The 22,589-nt window shown below is 54.6% G+C and carries 26 protein-coding genes; 18 read left to right on the forward strand and 8 right to left on the reverse strand.

Going from position 1 to position 22,589, the window contains the following annotated elements; genetic code table 11:
- The first annotated feature begins 25 nt into the window (after positions 1-25).
- Positions 26-958 carry a GGDEF domain-containing protein gene (locus tag HUF18_RS10810; RefSeq protein WP_145469747.1) on the forward strand — a complete coding sequence of 311 codons (933 nt, stop codon included), beginning with the start codon at positions 26-28 and terminating at the stop codon, positions 956-958.
- Entirely contained in the window at positions 948-1,934 is a 987-nt protein-coding gene (locus HUF18_RS10815) for a GGDEF domain-containing protein (protein WP_225692197.1), read from the forward strand. The genes HUF18_RS10810 and HUF18_RS10815 overlap by 11 nt, the downstream gene beginning before the upstream one ends.
- 30 nt (positions 1,935-1,964) lie before the next feature.
- Here HUF18_RS10815 and HUF18_RS10820 read toward each other — a convergent pair whose 3' ends face one another.
- The gene (locus HUF18_RS10820) at positions 1,965-2,819 is read right to left on the reverse strand and encodes a class I SAM-dependent methyltransferase (RefSeq protein ID WP_225692198.1); all 855 of its coding nucleotides are present in this window, start codon (positions 2,817-2,819) and stop codon (positions 1,965-1,967) included.
- A 99-nt stretch (positions 2,820-2,918) separates the two neighbouring features.
- Here HUF18_RS10820 and HUF18_RS10825 point away from each other — a divergent pair, with 99 nt between their 5' ends.
- Positions 2,919-3,539 carry a DedA family protein gene (locus HUF18_RS10825; protein WP_225692199.1) on the forward strand — a complete coding sequence of 207 codons (621 nt, stop codon included), beginning with the start codon at positions 2,919-2,921 and terminating at the stop codon, positions 3,537-3,539.
- Positions 3,540-3,548: 9 nt separating this feature from the next.
- On the opposite strand, the gene HUF18_RS10830 is transcribed toward HUF18_RS10825, so the two are convergent.
- Positions 3,549-3,788: a hypothetical protein gene (locus tag HUF18_RS10830; protein ID WP_225692200.1), complete on the reverse strand. Its 240-nt coding sequence runs from the start codon at positions 3,786-3,788 to the stop codon at positions 3,549-3,551.
- Between the two features lie 156 nt (positions 3,789-3,944).
- On the opposite strand from HUF18_RS10830, the gene HUF18_RS10835 reads away from it, so the two are divergent.
- Entirely contained in the window at positions 3,945-4,973 is a 1,029-nt protein-coding gene (locus tag HUF18_RS10835) for a DUF3549 family protein (protein WP_225692201.1), read from the forward strand.
- Positions 4,970-5,431 (forward strand): YchJ family protein, encoded by a 462-nt coding sequence (locus HUF18_RS10840; protein WP_225692202.1) that lies wholly within the window; start codon positions 4,970-4,972, stop codon positions 5,429-5,431. Before HUF18_RS10835 ends, HUF18_RS10840 begins: the two co-directional genes overlap by 4 nt.
- Before the next feature lie 31 nt (positions 5,432-5,462).
- Here the strand turns inward: HUF18_RS10840 and HUF18_RS10845 are convergent, their stop codons facing one another.
- Complete coding sequence (locus HUF18_RS10845; RefSeq protein WP_145469740.1) at positions 5,463-5,744, reverse strand: hypothetical protein; 282 nt, start codon at positions 5,742-5,744, stop codon at positions 5,463-5,465.
- 387 nt (positions 5,745-6,131) lie between these two features.
- On the opposite strand from HUF18_RS10845, the gene HUF18_RS10850 reads away from it, so the two are divergent.
- The 6 genes from HUF18_RS10850 to HUF18_RS10875 all read left to right on the forward strand — a co-directional run bounded on the left by HUF18_RS10850 (position 6,132) and on the right by HUF18_RS10875 (position 11,465).
- Entirely contained in the window at positions 6,132-7,223 is a 1,092-nt protein-coding gene (locus HUF18_RS10850) for a hypothetical protein (RefSeq protein WP_145469739.1), read from the forward strand.
- A gap of 283 nt (positions 7,224-7,506) precedes the next feature.
- Positions 7,507-8,628, forward strand: coding sequence for a D-alanyl-D-alanine carboxypeptidase family protein (locus HUF18_RS10855; protein ID WP_225692203.1), 1,122 nt, complete (start codon positions 7,507-7,509; stop codon positions 8,626-8,628).
- Positions 8,629-8,788: 160 nt separating this feature from the next.
- Positions 8,789-9,061 (forward strand): YbeD family protein, encoded by a 273-nt coding sequence (locus HUF18_RS10860; RefSeq protein ID WP_225692204.1) that lies wholly within the window; start codon positions 8,789-8,791, stop codon positions 9,059-9,061.
- Positions 9,061-9,696 carry a lipoyl(octanoyl) transferase LipB gene (gene lipB, locus HUF18_RS10865; protein ID WP_225692205.1) on the forward strand — a complete coding sequence of 212 codons (636 nt, stop codon included), beginning with the start codon at positions 9,061-9,063 and terminating at the stop codon, positions 9,694-9,696. The genes HUF18_RS10860 and lipB overlap by 1 nt, the downstream gene beginning before the upstream one ends.
- A 1-nt stretch (position 9,697) precedes the next feature.
- Positions 9,698-10,660, forward strand: a complete 963-nt coding sequence (gene lipA, locus HUF18_RS10870) for a lipoyl synthase (protein WP_225692206.1) — start codon at positions 9,698-9,700, stop codon at positions 10,658-10,660.
- A 130-nt stretch (positions 10,661-10,790) separates the two neighbouring features.
- Entirely contained in the window at positions 10,791-11,465 is a 675-nt protein-coding gene (locus HUF18_RS10875) for a TorF family putative porin (protein WP_145469735.1), read from the forward strand.
- A 65-nt stretch (positions 11,466-11,530) separates the two neighbouring features.
- Here the strand turns inward: HUF18_RS10875 and HUF18_RS10880 are convergent, their stop codons facing one another.
- A complete protein-coding gene (locus tag HUF18_RS10880; RefSeq protein ID WP_145469734.1) occupies positions 11,531-11,770 on the reverse strand; it encodes a YdcH family protein in 240 nt (79 codons plus the stop codon).
- Between the two features lie 145 nt (positions 11,771-11,915).
- On the opposite strand from HUF18_RS10880, the gene HUF18_RS10885 reads away from it, so the two are divergent.
- The gene (locus HUF18_RS10885; RefSeq protein ID WP_225692207.1) at positions 11,916-13,055 is read left to right on the forward strand and encodes a response regulator; all 1,140 of its coding nucleotides are present in this window, start codon (positions 11,916-11,918) and stop codon (positions 13,053-13,055) included.
- 2 nt (positions 13,056-13,057) lie between these two features.
- Here HUF18_RS10885 and trxC read toward each other — a convergent pair whose 3' ends face one another.
- On the reverse strand, positions 13,058-13,495 hold the full coding sequence (trxC, locus tag HUF18_RS10890; RefSeq protein ID WP_225692208.1) for a thioredoxin TrxC: 438 nt from the start codon (positions 13,493-13,495) through the stop codon (positions 13,058-13,060).
- Between the two features lie 61 nt (positions 13,496-13,556).
- Positions 13,557-14,495, reverse strand: a complete 939-nt coding sequence (locus tag HUF18_RS10895) for a GlxA family transcriptional regulator (RefSeq protein WP_225692209.1) — start codon at positions 14,493-14,495, stop codon at positions 13,557-13,559.
- A 91-nt stretch (positions 14,496-14,586) separates the two neighbouring features.
- On the opposite strand from HUF18_RS10895, the gene HUF18_RS10900 reads away from it, so the two are divergent.
- Positions 14,587-15,357, forward strand: coding sequence for an MBL fold metallo-hydrolase (locus tag HUF18_RS10900; RefSeq protein WP_225692210.1), 771 nt, complete (start codon positions 14,587-14,589; stop codon positions 15,355-15,357).
- Position 15,358: 1 nt separating this feature from the next.
- Here the strand turns inward: HUF18_RS10900 and dsbD are convergent, their stop codons facing one another.
- Both dsbD and ispB read right to left on the reverse strand, forming a co-directional pair.
- Complete coding sequence (gene dsbD / locus HUF18_RS10905) at positions 15,359-17,137, reverse strand: protein-disulfide reductase DsbD (RefSeq protein WP_225692211.1); 1,779 nt, start codon at positions 17,135-17,137, stop codon at positions 15,359-15,361.
- A 28-nt stretch (positions 17,138-17,165) separates the two neighbouring features.
- A complete protein-coding gene (gene ispB, locus HUF18_RS10910) occupies positions 17,166-18,134 on the reverse strand; it encodes an octaprenyl diphosphate synthase (protein WP_225692212.1) in 969 nt (322 codons plus the stop codon).
- A 409-nt stretch (positions 18,135-18,543) separates the two neighbouring features.
- Here ispB and rplU point away from each other — a divergent pair, with 409 nt between their 5' ends.
- The 5 genes from rplU (at position 18,544) to kdsA (ending at position 22,577) form a co-directional block, all read left to right on the forward strand.
- Complete coding sequence (rplU, locus tag HUF18_RS10915; protein WP_145469727.1) at positions 18,544-18,855, forward strand: 50S ribosomal protein L21; 312 nt, start codon at positions 18,544-18,546, stop codon at positions 18,853-18,855.
- A gap of 87 nt (positions 18,856-18,942) precedes the next feature.
- Positions 18,943-19,203, forward strand: coding sequence for a 50S ribosomal protein L27 (rpmA, locus tag HUF18_RS10920; protein ID WP_145469726.1), 261 nt, complete (start codon positions 18,943-18,945; stop codon positions 19,201-19,203).
- Positions 19,204-19,290: 87 nt separating this feature from the next.
- Positions 19,291-20,481, forward strand: a complete 1,191-nt coding sequence (gene cgtA / locus HUF18_RS10925; protein WP_225692213.1) for an Obg family GTPase CgtA — start codon at positions 19,291-19,293, stop codon at positions 20,479-20,481.
- A 57-nt stretch (positions 20,482-20,538) separates the two neighbouring features.
- Positions 20,539-21,678 carry a glutamate 5-kinase gene (proB, locus tag HUF18_RS10930; RefSeq protein WP_186435960.1) on the forward strand — a complete coding sequence of 380 codons (1,140 nt, stop codon included), beginning with the start codon at positions 20,539-20,541 and terminating at the stop codon, positions 21,676-21,678.
- Between the two features lie 59 nt (positions 21,679-21,737).
- Entirely contained in the window at positions 21,738-22,577 is an 840-nt protein-coding gene (gene kdsA, locus HUF18_RS10935) for a 3-deoxy-8-phosphooctulonate synthase (protein ID WP_145469724.1), read from the forward strand.
- The last annotated feature ends 12 nt before the right edge of the window (positions 22,578-22,589 follow it).

The raw sequence follows: 22,589 nt of genomic DNA on the forward strand, positions 1-22,589 counted from the left end.
ATTTCAGCTACGGATTCTCTCGGTTATGGAAAAAACGCAGTTTCACAGCCTGGTCGTGCTGCAGGTTAAAGTCCTTTATTGCCTGCTTGCGGCTTTGGGGTTGAGCATTATTGCCGCCCTGGATCTGCTCGAAGATAAAAAACAGTTCGCCATGATTGCCGCCGGTTTTTCGCTGGCGCTGGTGATTTATGCCGGTTACCTGCTACTGCGCCGTAAGCAGCGTTCTTCGCCGTACCCGGAGTGGGTTCTGGTGGGGCTGTTATCGGTGTTTACCCTGTTTGGTATGCATCAGAGTGCACAGGTCGCGCACTGGATTTATTTTGTGCCGGTGTACACCTACTTTTTGTTTCCCTTCCGTCTGGCAAGTTACATTACCCTCGCGTACAGCGCGGTGCTGGTATTACTGGTACTGGAAGACTTTGATAATTACAGCCGTTTGCAGATGCTGTTTACCTACGCTGCCTGTTACACCTTCTCGGTGATGTATGCACTGATTAACGAACGTAATAACCGTGCCCTGACCGAGATTGTGAATACCGATCCTCTGACGCAGGTCTATAACGAACATCAGTTGTATCTGGATCTGAATAAAGAAATGACCCGTGCGGACCGTCAGCGCAGCAGCCTGATGTTAATGGCGGTGGCAACACCAGAGGCCTGGCACAGTCTGAAAGTGGAAGACTATGAACAGCGCCTGAGTTATCTCGGCAACAAACTGCGCAAGTGTCTGCGAAAATACGATGCCTGTTACCGCCTGAATACCGATGATTTTGTGATTGTTATGCCGCACAGTGATCCGCAGGATTCTGAAGAGCTGAAAGCCCAGCTGCTGGGCTGTATGGCCGATAAAAAATTTGCCGCACTGAAAGAACTGCCGGTGCATGTGGAGGCCTATCAACCGGATGACGATGCTCACAGTCTGATCCGCCGGGTTATGGAGACATTACATGCTGGCTGACTTATCACAGGACGAATTGCTGCCAAGACTTCAGGCCGTGGTGTATTTACTGGCATCGGTCGCCATTGGCATTCTGATGTACGACCAGTACCGGCAGGGGTTGTACCCGTTGGTGCTGAGTAACGCTATAGCCATCCCGGCGTTTGTATTCAGCGCCATTTTTATTTATATCAACCGCGACCGTGACAGCTTCTCCTGGGTCAATTATCCGCTGATTTTTACCCTGGCCGGACTGGCGCTGTATCAGTTGCCGCAGTACCCGCAGCTGATGACGCATTATTTATATGCCTTACCGCTGTTCAGTTATTTTTGTCTGCCGCTGTATCCGGCCACCGTATTTAATGTGGTGGTCGCGGTTCTGATGACGTTGCTGCTGTGGCTTGATCATGGTTTTATGCTGGCGCTGCGTACCGGCACCAATTATTCATTGCTGCTCGGCTCTGCCTGGTGTTTTGCCTATTTAACGCTGTTAAAAGGCTGGTCGCTGAAACGTCTGGCGCTGACCGATCAGACTTCTGGCGCCTATAACCGCAGACACTTTTTTCATGCCCTGACCCGCGAGATTGCCCGCAGTGAATCGACCCGTCACAGTGTTAGCCTGATTGGACTGGTGATTGATGATTACCGTCAGCTGATTGATATTCACGGCAACCGGGTGATGTCGCAGTTTCTGCCGCGCTTTGTAGAACGCACTCAGCGCCAGATCCGTGCCGGAGATGAAATATTCCGTCTGGCCGATGATTTGTTTGTACTGGCGCTGCCGAACTGTCCGGAAGATGGCGCCATTGTGCTGATGGAGAGGGTTAAGCGCACATTACAGCAACAGGCGTGGAAACCCTTTGCGGAGATTTCCATCAGCGCATCAGCGGTGGGTCTGCAGAGTGGGGAAGACAGTAAAGATCTGGAAAAACGTTTATCGGCAAAACTTAAGAAACAGAAACGCGCCAGTCTGCAACTGGCGGCGTTTGCCGATTAACAGGGTTTCAATACGGTTGTTGCCTGTGACTTAAACGCTGGCGCGGATAATCCGCACCAGCGTTTTTGTTTTTGATTGTGGCAGGTTCAGCTTGCCGTAAAATTCCGCCGGGTCGTGTACCCGTACCTCGTTAAAACCATCCTGTTGAAAACCTTCTTTAATCGCGGCATCCGATGGATAGTGCAGCGGCCATTGGCCGCGGGTAAAAAATCCCACCAGTTTCTGCGCGAATTTTACGTAGCGGTATGACGGATGATCGGCAAAATCCGGGTATAAATCGGTGACATAAAATCCGCCGGAAAATCCTTTCAGACCTTCCGCCATTCGTGCCCAGACACTGCGGATGGTGGTCAGATCAAAATAATTCACCAGCCCTTCGGTAACGATGGCGGTTTTTTTCGCCGGATCAAGACTGGCCAGCAAGGCGGCAATAGAGTCATCACCGCTTTGCTGCAGAATATTGCAGGCCCGGACGCTGTGGCCACTGGCCTGGCCAATGGCCGCCAATAGTGCCTGTTTGCGGTTGGCCATGCCGGGAAGATCGGCTTCGATATAAGTCAGCTGCGGATATTTTTGTTTAAAGCGGTAACCGCGCGGCGATAGACCGGCAGCAATTTCAACAATCTGCTCCACACCTTCTTCTTCAATCAGGCGCTCGACCTGATGATCAATAACAGAGTGCCGCTGCAGTAAAAATGTATCGATATCAGCACCGGCCACCAGACGTAAAAAGGCATTAACCGGGCTGAGTGCAGCGTTGGCGACACGTCCCATACCGGTAATAAACCCGGGGGCGGAGAGGCCGTGCTTGTACCAGATGTAGCCGGTATAGTGAGCGCTGATGCTGATGCGGGACGTATCGGTGGCGGAAGTGGAAGAGGTCATGAGCTGTCTTTTATTGTTGTTGTGTACGCACACGAGAATACAGGGGAATACCCTGCTGCGTCCACGCGTGGTCAACCGGCAACAGCCCGGGCGGTTGTGATGGAGTCGGCACTATCCGGTTTTTTTGCAGGTTTCACCGACATTGTTGAGCAACATGTCTGGCTGCTGTTGCCGGCGGTATTTGTTCTGGCGCTGGCTGAGTCGCTGCTGGTGGTTGGGTTATTTATTCCTGGTGTGGCACTGCTGGTGGCGTTAACCATTCTGGCGGCGGAGCAGGGACTGCCCGTTGCATGGTGGTGGCTTGCCGGAGCGGCGGGGGCATTCTGTGGTGACGGTCTGAGTTTTCATATTGGTCGCTGGTATGGACCGCGGCTGGCGCACTGGAATATCTTCCGCCGTCACCCTGACTGGCTGCCCTCGGCTGAGCACTTTTTCGCCCGTTACGGTGTGTGGAGCATTGCGCTCGGGCGTTTTATCGGCCCGTTGCGCCCTCTGGTTCCGGCCATGGCCGGAGTGTGCGGGATGCCGGTGCGCGACTTCTGGTGGGTAAACAGCTGGTCTTCGGCGGCCTGGGCGGCGTTTTATCTGCTGCCGGTTTACTGGTTTGGTCAGGCAGCCCTGACCGTGCTGCAACCCTGGCAATTATTGCTGGGGTTGGGACTGGCAACGCTGGTCGCGCTGCTGCTCAGTCGCGTATTGCGGCGCCGGAAAGACCGCTGATAACAGGTCTTACTGCTTATCCTGTAATGCCCGTACTTCGTTACGTGCCTCATTAAGCTGAAACTGCAGGTCGGCGACTTTCTGTTTCAGTTCGCGCGCAGCGGCCACTTCCTGCTGATGCTGGTCGGCAATCTCCTGCAGACTTTTTTCGGCATCTTTTACCTGCTGCTGCCAGCGTTTACTCAGCCGGTATGCCACCACGGCACCACCAATAATCATGCCTGCCATAATGGCGAAAATAAGACCCATAACAACTCCTGTGGCCCTGAGGCTATGCGGGGTAAAACGTCAGTTTATCGGAATTAGCGCGGATATACCCGGCTGCCGGGCAAAAACTGGTAAACTGCCCGCCGTTGAATTTTCTGTGGGCTGATCGCCATCAGCCCATTGTTGTGGAGCGAAGTTGTGACCATTGCTGAACTGGTAGCCAAAAGCGGCGCGCAGATGCGCGTATTTGATCTTGGGCGACGCATCGAAGAAATGCCTCTGGCGGATTTCAAAGCCTTTGAACAGATGCAGAAACCCTATCCGGTACCCTATCTGAAACATGCCTGGCTGGGCATTCTCAGCTGGAATCCCGATGAGCCGGGGCAGCACAATATCTGGTTTGTGAAATTGCCGCTGGATGAGCAGAACATTCTGCAGCCAGGTCCGCGTGATGCCTTCCTGCAACACTGGCTGCGGGTTGCCCAGTATCCGGATCAGAAGCACGGCGATGCGCCCTGCAGCTACAAACCAGATGCTAATCGTATGGCTTACTTTCATGCACTGGCGCTGCAGGCGCTGGGGCAGGGGACGACCCAATACTACGCGACCGCCCGCGCTTACCTGAGCGGTGATATCGGCTGGGATAACTGGCAGCAGCTCGGCCTGCAGGGGCTGGCGGAAGTGGTTGCACGCCTGGCGGAAGAGCAGAATGAAACCCTGCTCTGTAATGCACTGCCGCATTTACCGGCGGTGCCGCGCAACGTGGTGCTGGGCTTCCTTGAAAATGCCGCACCGGGTCAGGCGCTGACCTCTGCGATTAACGACAGTCTGTCACAGGTGGTGGCAGGCGGTGCTGAGGTGGCCGATCTGGCAGCCTTTGCCCGTGCCTTATCGCACAGTGTTAATGCCGATCAGCGCGTGCTGTTGCTGCAGTTGCTGCTGCAACATCCGCACAGCCGTTCGGTCGAGTTGCTGGCCGCGCTGGGCAGCCGTTGTTGGCGTGATCTGCAGGGCGGACTGCTGCTGGCTTATCTCGAATGTCTGGCGGTTAACGAACAGGGCATCAGTGCCTTTAATGCACTGGTTGCCGACCTGCTGGCGTTGCCGGGTATGCGCGAGCGCTTTATGGAAGTCTTCCGTTCTCCGCAGCGCAGTGAATCGCTGGCGCAGGCGATTGGTCAGCTGTTGTCGCTGGCGCGTCAGGGTGACAGCGGGCGTCTGCAATGAGCGGTCAGGCAGAAGCTCTGTGCCCCTGTGGCAGTGGCCGTCTGTATGGTGACTGTTGTCAGCCGTTGCATCAGGGACAGCCTGCTGCAACCGCCGAAGCCCTGATGCGCTCGCGTTACACCGCCTTTGTCTTTGGCTTGCAGGAGTATCTGCTCGAAAGCTGGGACAGCCGCACCCGCCCGGCAGAATTACCGCTGGATAACGATACCCGCTGGTTTGGCTTAACGGTGCATGATTCACAGCAGGATGGCGACAGGGCGACGGTCAGTTTCAGTGCGCGTTTTTGTGAAGGCAAAGACTGGTTCTGCCTGAGCGAGGTTTCTGCTTTTGCTTTAGCGGCCGATGGCCATTGGCGTTATGTGGATGGTAAGGCTGATTTTCAGCCGCTGCAGCCGGGGCGTAACGACCTTTGCCCTTGTGGCAGCGAGAAAAAATACAAGAAGTGTTGCGGCGCCTGACACTGATATCGGGCGCCGGATAAAAGGACTGTCAGGATGGTTGCTGTGGGCGGGTCATGCCTTTTAACAGCATGCCCCAGACCATGGCAAAAGTGCCAAGCACAGACAACAGCATCATCAGATTGACCAGTGTGCTGTGGCGCTGATAGTAACTGCTCTGTGGTTGCGGCTGATCGGCACAGCGGGCATTGATGAAGTCGTAAAAGCCACCGCTTTGGCTGCATTCAGTCACGGCCGACATTTCGATTCCGTACAGTGTCAGCAAAATAATGCCGGGAACGGCAAATAACAGTGAACCGAGGCGTAGCCACATGGTTTTTTCTCCGCGTATTACAGGTGAATGACAGATGGAACTTGACATCAGAGGGCGATTCTTTGCATCTTACCAGCCTCGGGCCTGTTCACACTAATTGAATCAGGCCTGCTGAGAGCCAGTTTTCCTCAGAACAAGGAGAGAGGACTGATATTAGCAGGCTAAATGAATGACGAACGACGAGGTTTATGGGGGAAACCGGCCTCAGCCCGAAGGGTTATGGCTAAAAATTACTCATGCCGCGTTGCTGTTCGCTCGCTTAACCTGTTAGGCCACACTCTCAGCGCCTTGCCTGAGATATTTTTAGTCGATAACAGGCCTGTTTAATCAGTATGAACAGGCTCCGCTTATGCCCGACAAAACGATAACAAAATAAAGCTGCTCATTATGAAACGACTGATTACCGTAACTGCTCTACTGCTGGCCATGAATTCCCAGGCCGCTACCCAGAACCTGGATCAGCTGCTGAGCAGCATCAAAGCCGATATTGCTGCACAGCGTTTATCCAGCCCGGCGGGCAATAACGCGCTGGAGCGTATCGACGCTTTCCGTGAGCAGGCTCCCTATGATTTCCGTGTTGTGCCACTGGCCTATCAGTGGGGCGAAGCCTATGTGGCGCTGGCAAACAAAGCCATCGCAGCCAAAGAGTACGATAAGGCTCAGGGGTATCTGGATAAAGTCTGGCTGGTAGCAGCACTGACTCCGGGGCTGGAAGAAAGCCAGGATAAACTGGATAAGCTTTATAAAGGTGCGCCGAACGTGGTTGCCCGTGCTGAAGAAAAAGGCCCGAGCAAAGAAGAGCTGGCGCGTCAGAAACAACTGGCCGAAGCTGCAGAAAAAGAAAAAGCCAAGGTAGAAGCCGAGCGTAAGCGTAAGGCGGAAGAAGAAAAACGTCAGGCTGCGGCGGACAAGAAGAAAGCCGAGCAGGAGCGTCTTCGTCGTCAGGAAGAGGAACGTCAGCGTCGTGCTGAAGCGGAAAAAGCCGAAAAAGCAGCCGCTGCAAAACGTCTGGCTGATGCAGAAAAGGCCAACACTGCTAAATCTAAAGCTGATGCCAAACCAGCGGCTAAAGCTGCTCCTGTTGTCGCCGTGGCTAAACCCGTAGCGCCTAAGCCTGTGGTAAAAGCCAGCGCCGGCAGTAATGAAGTTTCTGAGTTGTGGAGTGAAGCGAAAGAAGATACCGCGCCTATGGCCAGCTATCCGGTTTCAGCCGAGCAGATTGCCAGCCGTGACCGTGATATCGCCGATAGTCTGCAGCCGGTCTGTAAAGCCATTCTGGATAACGATGCATCGGTGGTTGTTCATACTCAGGATAAAGCGGATTACCGTTGGTTGACGGTACGCCTGACACTGTGTCTGCGCCGTCTGGATAAGTCGTTCCGTCTGCGTCACAGCTATCAGGCTGTAGCTGACAACGCTCCGTTTGTGACTTTGCACCCAACGCGTGAAGTCTCTCTGGTGCGTCAGGCAGGGGATTAAACTTACGCGCTGAAGATAAAAACCCGGTTTTTTTGCCGGGTTTTTTTATATCGTTTTTTCGTCTGTGGCGATGGAACCAAACACCGGTTTTTACGGTCACTCATGGTCGGGCAGCGGCCCGGCTAATTCACCCGACAGGGGCAAACGAACATTGGAGGGAGCAGGAGCAGTCGTTACTCTTTCTGCCCCCTGCAAAAAATGTTCAGCGTGTTACAATGCGCGCCCGTGTTTACCCAACGGTTAAATATTTGTTATGCGTTATTTGCTATTGATAGTTTCTGTAATGATTTCTGCCATCACTGCTTCTGCCGTGCAGGCAGAAGTAATCGTGCCTAAAGCGCCGGATCTGGATGCCAGTGCCTATGTGCTGATGGATGCCGATAGTGGCCGTATTCTGGTTGAACATAACGCTGATGAACGTTTACCGCCGGCCAGTCTGACTAAAATGATGACCAGCTATATTGCTGTGCATGAGCTGGAACTGGGCAATGTCACTGAGCAGACTCAGGTGCCGATCAGTGTTAAAGCCTGGCGTAAAGGCGGCTCAAAAATGTTTGTGCGCGAAGGTACCGAAGTTGCGCTGATTGATCTGCTGCGTGGCATTATCGTGCAGTCAGGTAACGATGCATCCGTTGCGGTGGCCGAATACTTTGCCGGTTCGGAAGAAGCCTTTGCCGGCTGGATGAATCAGTACGCTGAACGTTTTGGTATGACCAATACCCACTTTGAAAATGCAACCGGCTGGCCGGCTGAGGGGCATTTATCTACCGCTGGCGATATAGCCAAGCTGGCGTTGCATATCGTTAAAGACCATCCGCATTATTACAAGCTGTACGCCGAAAAATATTACGAATACAACGACATCCGTCAGCCAAACCGCAACAAGCTGTTGTGGCGTGACCCTTCCGTAGACGGCCTGAAAACCGGTCATACCGATGAGGCCGGTTTCTGTCTGGCGGCTTCTGCTGTACGTGATAACACCCGTCTGATTGCCGTTGTTATGGGAACCCGCAGCGAAGAAGCCCGTGCCCGTGAAACCCAGAAATTACTGGCTTACGGTTTCCGTTATTACGAAACCCGTAAGGTCTATAACGCTGAAGAGGTACTGCAAACCAATCCGGTGTGGCTGGGTAAAACCGAAACCGCTGATATTGGTCTGGAAAAAGAGCTTTACCTGACCCTGCCGCGCGGCATGAAAGGCGAGCTGGAAGTGAATATCCTGACCGATGAATTTCTTGAAGCCCCCATCGTTAAAGGCCAGGTGGTTGGTACCCTGACCGTCAGCATGGAAGGTGAAGTACAGGCTGAGCGCCCGTTAATTGCGCTGTCTGATGTTGAAGAAGCTGGTTTCTTCGGTCGTCTGTGGGGCAGTATCAAGCTGTTCTTTGCCCGCCTGTTTGCCTGATTGAACGCGGCCGATACGTGCCAGTCTGGGTTTGGCTCAGGCTGGCTTTTGTGTTTCTGGCTGCTGAATAATGTGGCGTCTTTGGCCAAAGTCCGATGGCGCTTGAATTTCGTATGGGTTACAACCATATAAGGCTCTGATGTACAGAGAGGCCATAAACGTGAGTCAGCCTGAAGCTCCAAAAATTGAATTCCCCTGCGCTAACTATCCGGTAAAAATTCTCGGTCATGGTAAGGATGACTATGTCGAGGTTGTACTGGAGATTGTGCGTATTCATGCGCCTGAATGCGATGTTGAACGCATTCAGATCCGCAACAGTTCCAATGGCCGTTTCCGTGCCCTGACCGTATATATCACGGCCACAGGGATCGAACAGCTGCAGGCTTTGCATAAAGACCTGCTGGCCCATGACTATATCCATATGGTGATCTGATGACGGCTGTGCTTGTGCGTGAGCTGGGCCTGCAGGAATACACCCGCGTGTATGACGATATGCTGGCCTTTACCGCCGCGCGCGACGAGCAGACAGCTGACGAGCTCTGGTTTCTGCAGCATGAGCGGGTGTTTACCCAGGGGCAGGCGGGTAAGGCCGAACATGTACTGATGCCGGGCGATATCCCGGTGGTGCAGAGTGACCGTGGCGGGCAGGTTACCTATCATGGGCCGGGTCAGCTGGTGGTCTATCTGATGGTGGATATCAAACGCCTTGGCTGGGGACCGCGGGCACTGGTGTCGGCAATTGAGCGTGCGATCGTGGCCACTCTCAGCGAGTGGCAGATTGATTCTGCTCCGCGCGAAGATGCGCCGGGTGTTTATGTCGGTGAGCGCAAGATTGCCTCACTCGGGCTGCGTATTAAAAATGGCCGCTCCTTTCATGGCCTGGCTCTGAATATCGATATGGATCTGGAGCCCTTTCAGCGTATCAATCCCTGCGGCTATGCCGGCATGCAGATGACGCAGATGCGCAATGAAACCGATCTGCCGCTGAGCACTGAAGCGGTGATTGCTTCCTTACAACAACAGTTGCTGGCTGAATTGAGTGCCGGCAGCGAAGCGCCCGGAGCGTGATATGACAGATAAGGCGAAAGTGGTTCAGGGAGAAAAATTACGTGGTGCAGAAAAGGTCGCCCGTATCCCGATCAAAGTCATCCCTACCGAAGAGTTGCCGCGTAAACCCGACTGGATCCGCGTGCGTATTCCGGCCTCACCGAAGATTAACGACATCAAACAGAAGCTGCGCAAGCACAAGCTGCACACCGTGTGTGAAGAGGCCAGCTGCCCGAACATCGGTGAGTGTTTTGGTGGCGGTACGGCAACGTTCATGATCATGGGCGATATCTGTACCCGCCGTTGTCCGTTCTGCGATGTGGGCCATGGCCGGCCGAATCCGCTTGATGTGGATGAGCCGATCAATCTGGCTACCGCCATTGCCGATATGGGCCTGAAATACGTGGTGATAACCTCGGTAGACCGTGACGATCTGCGTGATGGCGGCGCCCAGCATTTTGCTGATTGTATCCGCCTGACCCGCGAGCACAGCCCTGCGATTCAGGTTGAAACCCTGGTACCGGACTTCCGTGGCCGTATGGAAATTGCCCTCGATATTCTCAGCGAAACGCCACCGGATGTGTTTAACCACAATCTGGAAACCGTGCCGCGTTTGTACAAAGAATGCCGTCCGGGTTCTGATTACCAGTGGTCTCTGACGCTGCTGAAAGAATATAAGGCCCGCCGCCCTGAGGTGGTGACTAAATCCGGTCTGATGCTGGGCCTGGGCGAAACCAATGAAGAAGTGATTGAAGTGATGAAGGATATGCGCGCGCATAACATTGATCACATCACGCTGGGGCAATATCTGCAGCCGAGCAAAAATCACTCACCGGTTAAGCGTTTTGCTACACCGGAAGAGTTTAAAGAACTGGGGGATATCGCCAAGAGTCTGGGTTTCCTGCGTGTGACCAGCGGCCCGCTGGTGCGCTCGTCTTACCATGCGGATCTGCAGGCGCAGGGGGAAAACGTTGGCGGATTGTAAAATGCTGTGGGCCGTGATTCTGTAGCGGCTCTTTCTGTGAACGTTATTGGATTGTGAAACGCTGGGCGATGATTCTGTAATCGCTCTGTGGTAGACAAGGGGTTCCTGTTTAATTCACTGAGGGAACCCCATGAAACGCACTACATTGCTGGCCATTCCGGCTTTTTTGGCACTCTCGTCTGCGGCATCCGCCGCCACTGTGACGTATAACGCCGCTTTTGTCTCAAACTACCTGTTCCGTGGCCTGAGCCAGACTGATGATGGTCCGGCCTTGCAGGGTGGTGCAGATGTTAAAAACGGTAATGCCTATGCCGGTGCCTGGTTCTCCAATGTTGATAAGCCAGACGGCGCCGAAGGTCTGCCGGTCGAGATGGACGTGTATTTCGGCTACAACAACCAGTTCGATGGTTTTAACCTCGATATGGGCGTGCGTACTTACAACACCCTGTTCGATGTGGGTCGTGAAGAAACCGAATTCAAACTGGGTACCAGCCCGGCTAAAGGTCTATCTGTCAATATGCACCGTGGCGTAAAGGCTCAGTACTGGTATCCGGAAGTCACCTTCGAAAAACACCTGCCTCAGCGTCTGTACCTGGACGTAGCCGTTGGTATGTGGATGGTGGATGACGCTGATGATAAAGCGCTGACTGCCCGCGTTGAAGTGGCCCGTGATTTCCCCGAATTCCATAAGATTGATCTGTTTATCGCTGCTGACTTTATCAGCGATGACACCCCTTATGGCGACAATAACGATAAAGATGATTCCGATCTGAATTTCGTTATCGGTGTACGCAAAAACTTCTGATAAGTGATGCGTTATCTACAAAAAAGCCCGGAAAATCCGGGCTTTTTTGTGTCTGGCAGAAATGTTCAGGCGCTTTTCAGCATCGCATACAAGTCGTCCTTCAGATGCAGACGGCGCATTTTCAGGCCTTCCAGGCGCTCATCGGAGGCCGCTTCAACGGCTTCTTCGATTTTACGTACTTCGCGGTCAACTTCATGGTACTCGTCAAACAGACGGGCAAAGTGACGGTCTTTCATTTTCAGGGAACGGATCTGGTCGCCCATGTCCGGAAATTCGCTGTGCAGGTCGTGGTGTTCAATTGTCATTATCAGGCCTCCTTTTGCAGATGCTTTCAGATTGCCTGCTCTGGCAGAAAGCGTCTTGATACAGATCAGGCGAATCCCTGTCGTTTGCAGGGGCTTTGCTATAGTTGATGCAGATCAAATCGTTAATTATTTCAGGGAGAGGGATATGAGTTGTAACAACGTTGCGCTGCTGGATGATGAGATCAGCATGGTCAGGTTGCTTGAGCGCGCGCTGGATAACTACGATGTTCAGTCCTTTACCGATCCGGAAGGGTTTCTGAATGGTCTGCGTCCGGAGACGGACTGTATTCTGCTGGATATTCAGATGCCGGGCCGTGATGGCTATGAAATCTGTCGTCTGTTGCGTGCCCGTGAAGCAACACGCCATACGCCGATTCTGTTTGTCTCCGGTCAGAGTGATCTTGACCAGCGTCTGCAGGGGTATGCTGCCGGGGCTGACGATTTTATCAGCAAACCTTTTAATATTGACGAGATGCGCGCCAAGGTTGAACGCGCTCTGCTCAGTAAAGAGCAGCGGGAAATTCTGCAATCATCGGCCGATTATGCCCGCCAGGCGGCGTTTGAAGCCATGACTCACTCGGCGGAGCAGGGGGAGATCAGTCGCTTTATCGAACAGGTTATGGGCTGTAAAAACCGCCAGCAGCTGGCCTCTGTGCTGATTGCCAGCCTGAAAAACTTTGGCCTGAATGCTGTTTTGGCTTGCTGGACGGGGCCGGAGTTCTGTTTTGTCTCGCATGCTGAGCAGGTGCGGCCATTGGAAGCGGAGCTGTTGCTGAGCTGCCGCGAAGGCGCGCGTATTATCGAGCTGGAAAAACGCATGATAGTGAACTTTGGTAATGCATCCGTGCTGATCAAGAACGTGCCCTGGCAGGAAGAGGCACGCTATGGCCGGATAAAAGATCACCTGTGCGTTCTTATGAGCAGTGTACATGCAAGGCTGCAGTCGCTGGCGACTGAGCACAAACTGCATCAGCAGCAGACGCTGCTGAATGCACTGGACGATGTGGAATATGCCCTGCAGCATTTGCAGCAGCGTCAGGATCAGGGGTTAAACAGTGCGCGTGAAACCGTGCAGGAGCTGGAGCTGGAGTTGTCAGAAGAGCTGCTGTTGCTGAATCTCGATCCGGATCAGGAGCAGCATCTGACGCAGCTGGTGCGTAATCATATGGGTCAGCTGGAGCGCCTGTATCGTAACTGCGCAGATGTCACCGGCCCGCTGCAGCCGGTGCTGCAGGCGCTGGCTGATATTGCCGGAAAGCGCCTGCCTGACAGAGACTCTGTCTGAGATCAGTGAATTTTACTCAGCGCCGCCTGCAACCACTGTTGCAGCTGCGGTGCCGGTAGGGCTCCGGCCAGACGGTCAATTTCTTTTCCCTGATGATAAACAATCAGCGTCGGAATACTGCGGATGCCGAGTTGCGCGCTGGTTTGCTGCGCCTGTTCGGTGTTGACCTTGGCAAAGCGCATCTGTTGTTGCATTTGTCCGCACAGCTGGGTAAATACCGGCGCCATCATCTGACACGGGCCGCACCAGCTGGCCCAGAAGTCCACCACAACCGGCAGATCATTTTTCAGCAGAAAACGCTGGAAATTGCTGTCGTTCAGCTCCACCGGACGACCGTTGAATAAGGGCTGTTTGCAGCGCCCGCACTGGGCCTGCAGCTTTTGTTGCTGATCTTCAGGGATGCGGTTAATGGCCGCACAGGATGGGCAGGTGTAATGCATGATGGAATCTCCGCGAAAACATGCCATCTATATGCGTCTTCGGTAATGAAGTTTCAAGGGCTCAGCCGAATTGCCGACGATACTCGCCTGGCGTCAGGCCGGTCAGCTGGCGAAAGCTGCGGCGCAGGCTGCTGTCATCAACAAACCCCAGCATATGACTGATTTCGCTGATGCTGCGGTTGCTGGTCTGTAACTGATCACTGACCTGATTCAGTTTGATCAACCGCAGCAACTGCGCACAGGTCATTGTGCTTTCCTGCTTAACCCTGCGTGCCAGTGTGGCCGGGGTGAGGTGCAGATGGTCGGCCAGCGCAGAGGTTTGTACCTGTTGTGCCGGAGTTTGCTCCACCCACTGGATAATGCGGCGTAACAACTCGCTTTGTTGCAGTAACAGGGGAAGTTGCTGAAAAGGGTTGTTCTGTTCATTCGGTCGCGGCAGCACCATATAGCGACGGATCTCTTCGGCGAGAGCAGCACCGCAGTAGCGGCTGATCAGCTTCAGCGCGATGGGCAGATAGCCGTTAACTCCCGAGGCCGTTGCCAGATGCTCGTCAAACAGGCAGCTGTGCTGCAGGCTCCAGTGAACCTGTGGAAAAGCCTGACTGACTGTATCTTTCAGCCACCAGGTTGTTGTGGCGTTGTGCTGATCCAGACGTCCGCTGCTGGCAAGCAGACAAACGCCGGTACAGTAGCTCCATAATTGTGTGTTGTCCGGCAGCCGCTGCAGGGTATTAACCAGCGCCTGGTCACTTGCCTGTATGACCTGATGACGATCACGCCAGGCACCGGGGATAAGCAGGGCATCCGGTGGGTTTGCAGCCAGTGCCAGAGTGTCGAGCGTCTGACCATTGGCGACCGGCAATGCACCGCCGGGTTCACTCAGCCAGGTTATACGGAATTGCCGCTTGCCGAGGCGCAGATTGCAGGCAGTCAGCAGGTCGGCAAAGGCGAACAGGCCGGCAGGGATACAATCAGGGTAGAGCAGTAATCCAATGTTCATCTGCTTAAAAATGTCTGTTTTATGTCGATTTTTGCCATGCTAGCGCGTGCAGGCCCTCTCTACAATGCCCTTAATAAGAGAGGAGAACGCTATGAAAATACGACAGATCCGTAATGCCACCATGATTGTTGAGCTGGGCGACAAACGCATTCTGGTGGACCCCATGCTGGCTCCCAAAGGGGCTATCCCTGCGCTGAAATATGCAACCTTCAGCCGTCGGCGTAACCCATTGGTTGAGCTTCCGGATGACAGCCATGCCTGGTTGAATGAAGTGACCCATTGTCTGATTACCCACTGCCAGAAGGGGCATTTTGATCATCTTGACCGGGCTGGCAGCCGCTGGCTGCGTGAGCGCGGTATACCAGTATTCTGTATGACTGGAGATGCTGATTTTCTGCGCAGTAAGGGGCTGAACGTTCAGCCGCTGCAAAGCGGAACACAGTCTTTTCTGGAAGGCGAAATTACGCCGGTTCCCTGCGTGCACGGCCGCGGGATTGTGGGCAGCATGATGGCCCATGGCTTTGGTTACCTGATTCGCTATCCGCAGGAGCCAAGTCTGTATATAGCAGGTGATACACTGCTGACAGCTGAAGTGAAACGTTGTCTGACGGAGCAGCAGCCGCAGGTTTCGGTGATTCCGGCAGGAGGGGCACGGTTTGATATCGGTGGCGATATCATCATGGGACAGGAAGAAGCGCTGGAAGCCGCACGCCTCAGTCAGGGAGTGGTGGTGGCAAACCATCTGGAGGCTCTGGATCACTGCCCGGTGACACGCCAGTCACTGACACTGGCAGCACGTCGGGCAGGTATTCTGGAACGCTTACATATTCCGCAGGACGGTGAAGAGCTCTGCTTTTTTTGAGTCAGGGTTGAGTAAGACCGGCGGCCTGAACCTTCTGCAGGAAGGCCGCTTTGTCCAGCTCTCCGACAATACGGGCGGATTGCATTTCCTGCTGCTGATTGAAAAACAGAATGGTTGGCGGGCCGAAGATCGCGTGCTTCTGCATAAAGGCAATCTGCTCGGCGCTGTTATCGGTGACATCGAGCTGCAGCCAGAGGACGTTCTTCATCATCCGCTGCACATCGGGCTCGGCAAAGATTTCTTCTTCCATCACTTTGCAGCTGATGCACCAGTCGGCGTACAGATCGAGCATCACCGGTTGCTGGCTGGCAGCAATCCGGCGCTCAATATCGGTAACGGAATCGCTGCGGTAGAAGGCTGAGCTGTGCGCTGTTGTGCTGTTAGTGTTAGCCGCAACCAGACCGCCGCTCAGTGGTTGCAGCGGGTTGCTGTTGCCCTGCAGTACGCCAACAAAGGCGATGATGCCGTAGAGTAAAAACACCCAGGCCAGACCTTTAACCAGCCGCTGAATGCCGCTGGCGGCCGGTTCCAGTGCACCCAGACTGATGCCGTAAAACAGTGCCAGCAGTGCCCACAGCAGCAGGCTGATACTCTCGGGCAGGATACGGCTCAGCAGCCAGATGGCAACGCCCAGCAGCAGAATGCCAAAGAATGCCTTGATCTGGTTCATCCAGCCGCCGGCCTTAGGCAGGAACGAAGCGCCGGTGGTGCCGAGCACAATCAGTGGTGCGCCCATACCGAGGCCAAGCGCCAGTAATGCGCTGCCGCCCAAAACGGCGTCGCCGGTGGTGCTCAGATAAACCAGCGCGCCCGCCAGCGGTGCAGATACACAAGGGGATACCACCAGAGCGGAAAGAACCCCCATGATAAAGACGCTCAGCCACTGACCGCCTTTCTGGTTCTGATTCAGCTGGTTCAGACGATTACGCAGGCCAGAAGGCAGTTGCAGCTCATACAGGCCAAACATGGCCAGTGCCAGCAGCACAAAGAGAACGGCAAACAGAATCAGTACCCAGGGTGTCTGCATCCAGGCCTGAATATTGGCTCCGGCACCCAGCAGGCCTACGGTGAGACCGGCGGCGGCATAGGTCAGCGCCATACCGAGCACGTAGATGGATGACAGCATAAAGCCACGGCTGGCGGAGGTATTCTTCTGACCCAGAACAACCGTGGTCAGGATGGGCACCATCGGCAGCACGCAGGGGGTAAAGGTCAGGCCGAGGCCCAGCAGAAAGAACAAACCGACAACGGCGCCCCAGGAGCGGTTGCTGAACCAGCTGTCTGCGACACTGTTGCCTGACGTCGTATCGGAGTTGGCATTGGCCGTTGTGTTTTGTGCAGCCTGAATATCGGCCTGAGTAATGGTCAGGCGAGAGCGCTGCGGCGGATAGCACAGGCCGGCGTCGGCACAGCCCTGGTGGTGCAATACCAGTTCGCCGGGTTGAAACCGGCTCAGGTCAAAGCGGGTATCCAGCTCACCATAAAATGCAGTGACCAGACCAAAGGCTTCGTCTTCTTTCTCTTTACCCGGATGCGAGTAGTACACCGGGTCGGCCTTCAGCTCACCCTGCTGGATAAAGATGCGGTGCTTGTAGAGGTAATAGCCATCGGCGGAGTGCCAGCTGGCGTGCAGCTGGCCATTATCGACCAGCGTGGTCAGCGGAAATGCCTGTTCGACCGGCAGAAAGTCCGGCTCGTCGTTACCGGTCAGGCTGTCCAGCAAGCCGGCCTGCGCCGGCAGCCAGAACAGAGAAATACACAAGAGTAACCACTTCGCCACAGATAACCTCCGGGTCATTGTCCGTCTGTCAGGTATTACGCTTCACCGCCAGTAACGCCAGCGCACGCAGGGCCTCTTTGGCCTCTGAATCCGGTAAAAGTTGCAGATGCGCCTGGGCGCGGTCAGCACAGTCGTAGGCTTTCTGACGGGTGTATTCCAGCGAGCCCAGTTCGCGTACGGCATTCAGTACGTCGGCCATATCGTCAAGGCCGCCTTTGCGGATCGCCGAGCGGATCAGGCTGCGCTGTTGTTCGTTACCATGAGCCATGGCGTGAATCAGCGGCAGGGTTGGTTTGCCTTCGGCCAGATCGTCGCCGACGTTTTTACCCATGGCTTCGGCGTCGCCTTCGTAATCCAGCACGTCATCAATCAGCTGGAAGGCCATGCCCAGTTCCTTACCATACTCCTGCATGGCCCGGCTTTGCTCGGGAGTGCATTGCAGCAGAGCGGCGGCTGCATGGGTTGAGGCTTCAAACAGCATCGCCGTTTTGCCATGGATAACATCCATATACTGGGCTTCGCTGGTGTCCGGGTTCTTTACGTTGGTGAGCTGCAGAACCTCACCTTCAGCGATCACGCAGGTGGCATTCGACAGGATGTTCATCGTTGGCAGTGAACCCAGTTCAACCATCATGGTAAAGGCACGGCTGTACAGGAAGTCACCGACCAGTACGCTGGGAGCGTTGCCCCATTTGGCATTGGCGGTCGGGTTGCCGCGGCGCATGTCCGAGGTATCGACCACGTCATCGTGCAGCAGGGTGGCGGTGTGCAGAAACTCAATCACGGTGGCCAGCTTAACCGCTTGCTCGTTGCACTGGCCGAATGCTTTGGCGGTCATCAGTACCAGTAGCGGGCGAATGCGTTTGCCGCCGCTGCTGACAATGTAGTCGGCGATCTTTTCAACCAGGGGAACGCGCGATGCCAGTTGGGTATGGATCAGGCGATCCACCGCCTGAAATTCGTCGCTGACGACAGCGAGAATATCTTGTATCTGCATGAATTAAGGGCCTTATAAAAAACGGCGCTCGACTCCGGCGGAGCTTGCAGGCAGAACCGGAGCGGCTGAAGGCGTGCAGTGTAGCGATGTACTGGAAGGGCTGACAACGATAGCGGGTGAAAAAGTCAGTTTTTGGCCGCCTGAAACCGGCTTTTCAGCATATTTTTACTTTTTGGCCTGTAATTGCCGTCGCCGCTGGCCGGGAGTTTTCGCTGCTGATGTCAGCCGGATGGCAGGCTTACCGCCCAATAGAATTGTGACTTGCGCGTGTGGATAAGCTGGGGTATAGTCTCGCGCCCCGAAATTCTGCTCCCTGCCATATGGAAACCAGAGCGTTGCCAGTAGAAGCAGGTCGTGAAAGTAGCAGCCAAGTAAGTGCCCGTTTATGGGCTCATGTGGAGATTACAGTATGTACGCTGTAGTAGTAACTGGCGGTAAACAGTACCGTGTTGAAGAAGGCCAGACCCTGAAAGTTGAGAAACTGGAAATCGCTACCGGCGAATCCGTTGCTCTGGAAAAAGTTTTGCTGATCGGTAACGGCGATGACGTTAAGATCGGTGCTCCTGTTGTTGCAGGCGCTAAAGTGACTGCTGAGGTCGTTGCTCACGGTCGTCACAAGAAAGTGAAGATCCTGAAGTTCAAGCGTCGTAAGCACCACATGAAGCAAATGGGCCACCGTCAGTGGTTCACTGAACTGAAAATCACCAGCATCGCTGGCTAATTATCTGAATTAAGTCCGGGGTCCGTGCCGGTTTGCCAAACCGCCGCATCCGCAGTGTTGCAGTGACCCCAAAACAGGAGAAAAGCAATGGCTCACAAAAAGGCTGGTGGTTCTACCCGTAACGGTCGTGATTCCGAGAGTAAACGCCTTGGTGTCAAACTGTTTGGTGGCCAGGCTGCAAAAGCAGGCAGCATCATCGTTCGTCAGCGTGGCACCCGTTTCCACGCTGGTACCAATGTTAAAGTTGGCCGTGACCACACTCTGTTTGCTACTGCAGACGGCGTTGTTACCTTCGAGGTAAAAGGTCCGGAAAACCGTAAGTTTGTAAGTATCGTTCCAGCCGCTTAATCGCTGCACGACTTACCCGAGCGCCCTGGCTGCAAAGTTCACTTTGAAGTCAGGGCGTTTTTGTTTGCATTCAAGAGGATATAAGGCATGAAATTCGTCGACGAGGCGCGAATTACCGTTCAGGCGGGCAAGGGCGGCAATGGCTGTATGAGCTTCCGTCGCGAAAAGTTCATCCCTAAAGGTGGCCCGGACGGTGGTGACGGCGGTGATGGTGGTTCGGTTTTTCTGGAAGCCGATGATGCCATGAACACCCTGATCGATTACCGTTACACACGCCATTATCAGGCCGAAAACGGTAAGAACGGTTCCAGCCGTAACTGTACCGGTTATAAAGGTGCTGACCTCTATCTGAAAGTTCCGGTCGGAACGACGGCTATTGATGAAGACACCGGTGAAACGCTGGGTGACCTGACCGAACATGGTCAGCTGCTGATGGTTTCCCGTGGCGGCTTCCATGGTCTGGGCAATACCCGTTACAAATCCAGTACCAACCAGGCGCCGACCCAAACCAAGCCGGGTCAGCCGGGCGAATCACGCAACCTCAAGCTGGAGCTGAAAGTGCTCGCTGACGTAGGTCTGCTGGGTTTGCCGAATGCCGGTAAATCGACCTTTATCCGTGCCGTTTCTGCAGCCAAGCCAAAGGTGGCGGATTATCCGTTTACCACGCTGGTGCCGAATCTGGGTGTGGTATCGGTCGAAGCGCACCGTAGCTTTGTGGTGGCGGATATTCCGGGTCTGATTCCTGGCGCCTCTGATGGTGCCGGTCTGGGGACGCGTTTCCTCAAGCATCTGGTGCGTACTCACTTATTGCTGCATATCGTCGACATGGCACCCTTCGATGACTCCGATCCTGCGGAAAACGTACAGGCCATCAGCAACGAGCTGGAGCAGTTTTCGCCGGGACTGGCGCAGCGTGACCGCTGGCTGGTGCTGAATAAGCTGGATCTGGTGCCGGAAGAAGAACGCGAGGCGCGTTGTCAGGACGTTATCGACCGCCTGCAGTGGCAGGGGCCGGTATACCGTATTGCCGCGATTAACCGCGAGGGTACGTTTAAAATCAGCTGCGACATCATGGAATACATTGAGCAGCGTCGGTTACGTGCCCAGGAAGATGAAGAATTTGCCGAGCAGTTACAGGCAGAGCGTGCACAGGTTGAGGCCGAAGCGCGTGAGCATATCGAGTATCTGCACGAGCGTCGTCGTCAGCAGCGTGAGCTGGATCAGGATGACGATGATGATGACGATTACGACGTGGAAGTTATTTATACCCGCGAATAATCGCGGCTAACCATAACGCTCGAAAGAGCAGTCGCAGAGAGCAACAGGCAGAAAGCAATGACGGCTGTGGAGTGGCAGGAAACCCGGCAGAAGCTGGCGCAACAGAAGCGCTGGGTCATTAAAATTGGCAGCGCGTTGCTGACCAATGATGGCCGTGGTCTGAATCGTGAAGGTATGCAGAGCTGGGTGGATCAGATTGCAGCTTTGCTGCAGCAGGGTCACGAAGTAGTGCTGGTATCATCGGGTTCGGTGGCAGAAGGCATGACTCGTCTGGGCTGGAGCAAGCGTCCGGACGAAGTGCATAAGCTGCAGGCCGCTGCAGCGGTCGGTCAGATGGGGCTGGTGCAGGCCTATGAGACGGCTTTTGCCGGTCACAAGCGCGCTACCGCACAGGTTCTGCTGACCCATGATGATCTCAGCGACCGCAAGCGTTACCTGAATGCCCGCAGTACCCTGCGCACGTTGCTTAGTCTGGGTGTGGTGCCGGTGATCAATGAGAACGACACCGTGGTTACCGACGAAATCAAATTCGGTGATAACGATACCCTTGGGGCGCTGGTTGCCAATCTGGTGGAAGCCGATGTACTGGTGATTCTGACCGATCAGCTGGGCCTGTTTACCGCGGATCCGCGTTCAAACCCAGATGCTGAGCTGATCGCCGAAGGGCGTGCCTCAGATCCGCAGTATATGGCGATGGCCGGCGGCGGCGGTGTATTGGGGCGTGGTGGCATGATCACCAAGATCCGTGCGGCCAAACTGGCGGCGCGTTCCGGTGCGGACACTGTGATTGTCGGTGGCCGCATTGATAACGTCATAACCCGTCTGCGGGCCGGTGAAGTGCTGGGTACTATGTTGCTGGCTGATAAAGAGCCGGTGGCGGCGCGTAAGCAGTGGATTGCCGGGCATTTACAGACCCATGGTGAACTGGTGCTGGATGCCGGGGCGATTAAAGCCTTGCGCGAAGGTGGCCGCAGTCTGCTGCCGATTGGTGTGGTGGCGGTTGGTGGTAAGTTTGAACGTGGCCAGGTGGTGGCCTGTAAAGACGAGCAGGGCAATCTGGTGGCTAAAGGTCTGGTTAATTACAACCAGTCTGACGCTCAGAAAATCGTGCGCACACCGACTGCGCAGCTGGAGCAGGCTCTGGGGTATATTGCCGAGCCGGAGATTATTCACCGCGATAATCTGGTAGTCTTGTAACTTTGGCGCAGCACTTGGGCTGTGCGTTAAGCAAAAGTAAGAATAAGCAGAGGAATAACATGATCGAGGCCGTAAACGTAGCCGGTATTAACGTCAGTAATGACGCGCCTTTCACTTTGTTTGGCGGCATGAATGTGCTGGAAAGCCGTGACCTGGCAATGCAGATCTGTGAACACTACGTAAAAGTAACGGAAAAGCTTGGCATTCCGTATGTGTTCAAAGCATCTTTTGACAAGGCTAACCGCTCCTCGATCAATTCCTACCGTGGTCCGGGCATGGAAGAAGGTCTGAAGATTTTTGAAGAAATCAAAAAGACCTTTAACGTACCGCTGATCACCGATGTACACGAACCTTATCAGGCCGCACCTGTGGCTGAAGTGGTGGATGTTATCCAGCTGCCTGCGTTTCTTGCGCGTCAGACCGATCTGGTGGTGGCTATGGCCAAAACCGGTGCGGCCATTAACGTGAAGAAGCCGCAGTTCCTGGCGCCGCATGAAATGCGCCATATCATCAAGAAGTTTGCTGAAGCCGGTAATGAGCGCGTCATGTTATGTGAGCGTGGTTCCAGCTTCGGTTATAACAACCTGGTGGTGGATATGCTGGGTATGGACGATATGAAGACCATGGCGCCGGTTATTTTCGACGCCACGCACGCGTTGCAGCGTCCTGGTGGTCGTGCCGATTCTGCCGATGGACGCCGTCAGCAGGCGTTCCAGCTGGCACGTTCCGGTATGGCTCTGGGGATTGCTGGTCTGTTTCTGGAGGCACACCCGAATCCGGCTGAAGCCAAGTGTGATGGCCCTTGTGCCTTACCGCTGGATAAGCTGGAAGTGTATCTGGAGCAGATGAAAGCCGTGGATTCGCTGGTGAAGTCTTTTGCAAAAGTGATCATCGACTGATCATTAAGGGAA

Origin of the sequence: Thalassolituus sp. ST750PaO-4, from assembly GCF_020320405.1 — a bacterium.
Lineage (GTDB): Bacteria > Pseudomonadota > Gammaproteobacteria > Pseudomonadales > Oceanobacteraceae > Venatoribacter > Venatoribacter alkanivorans.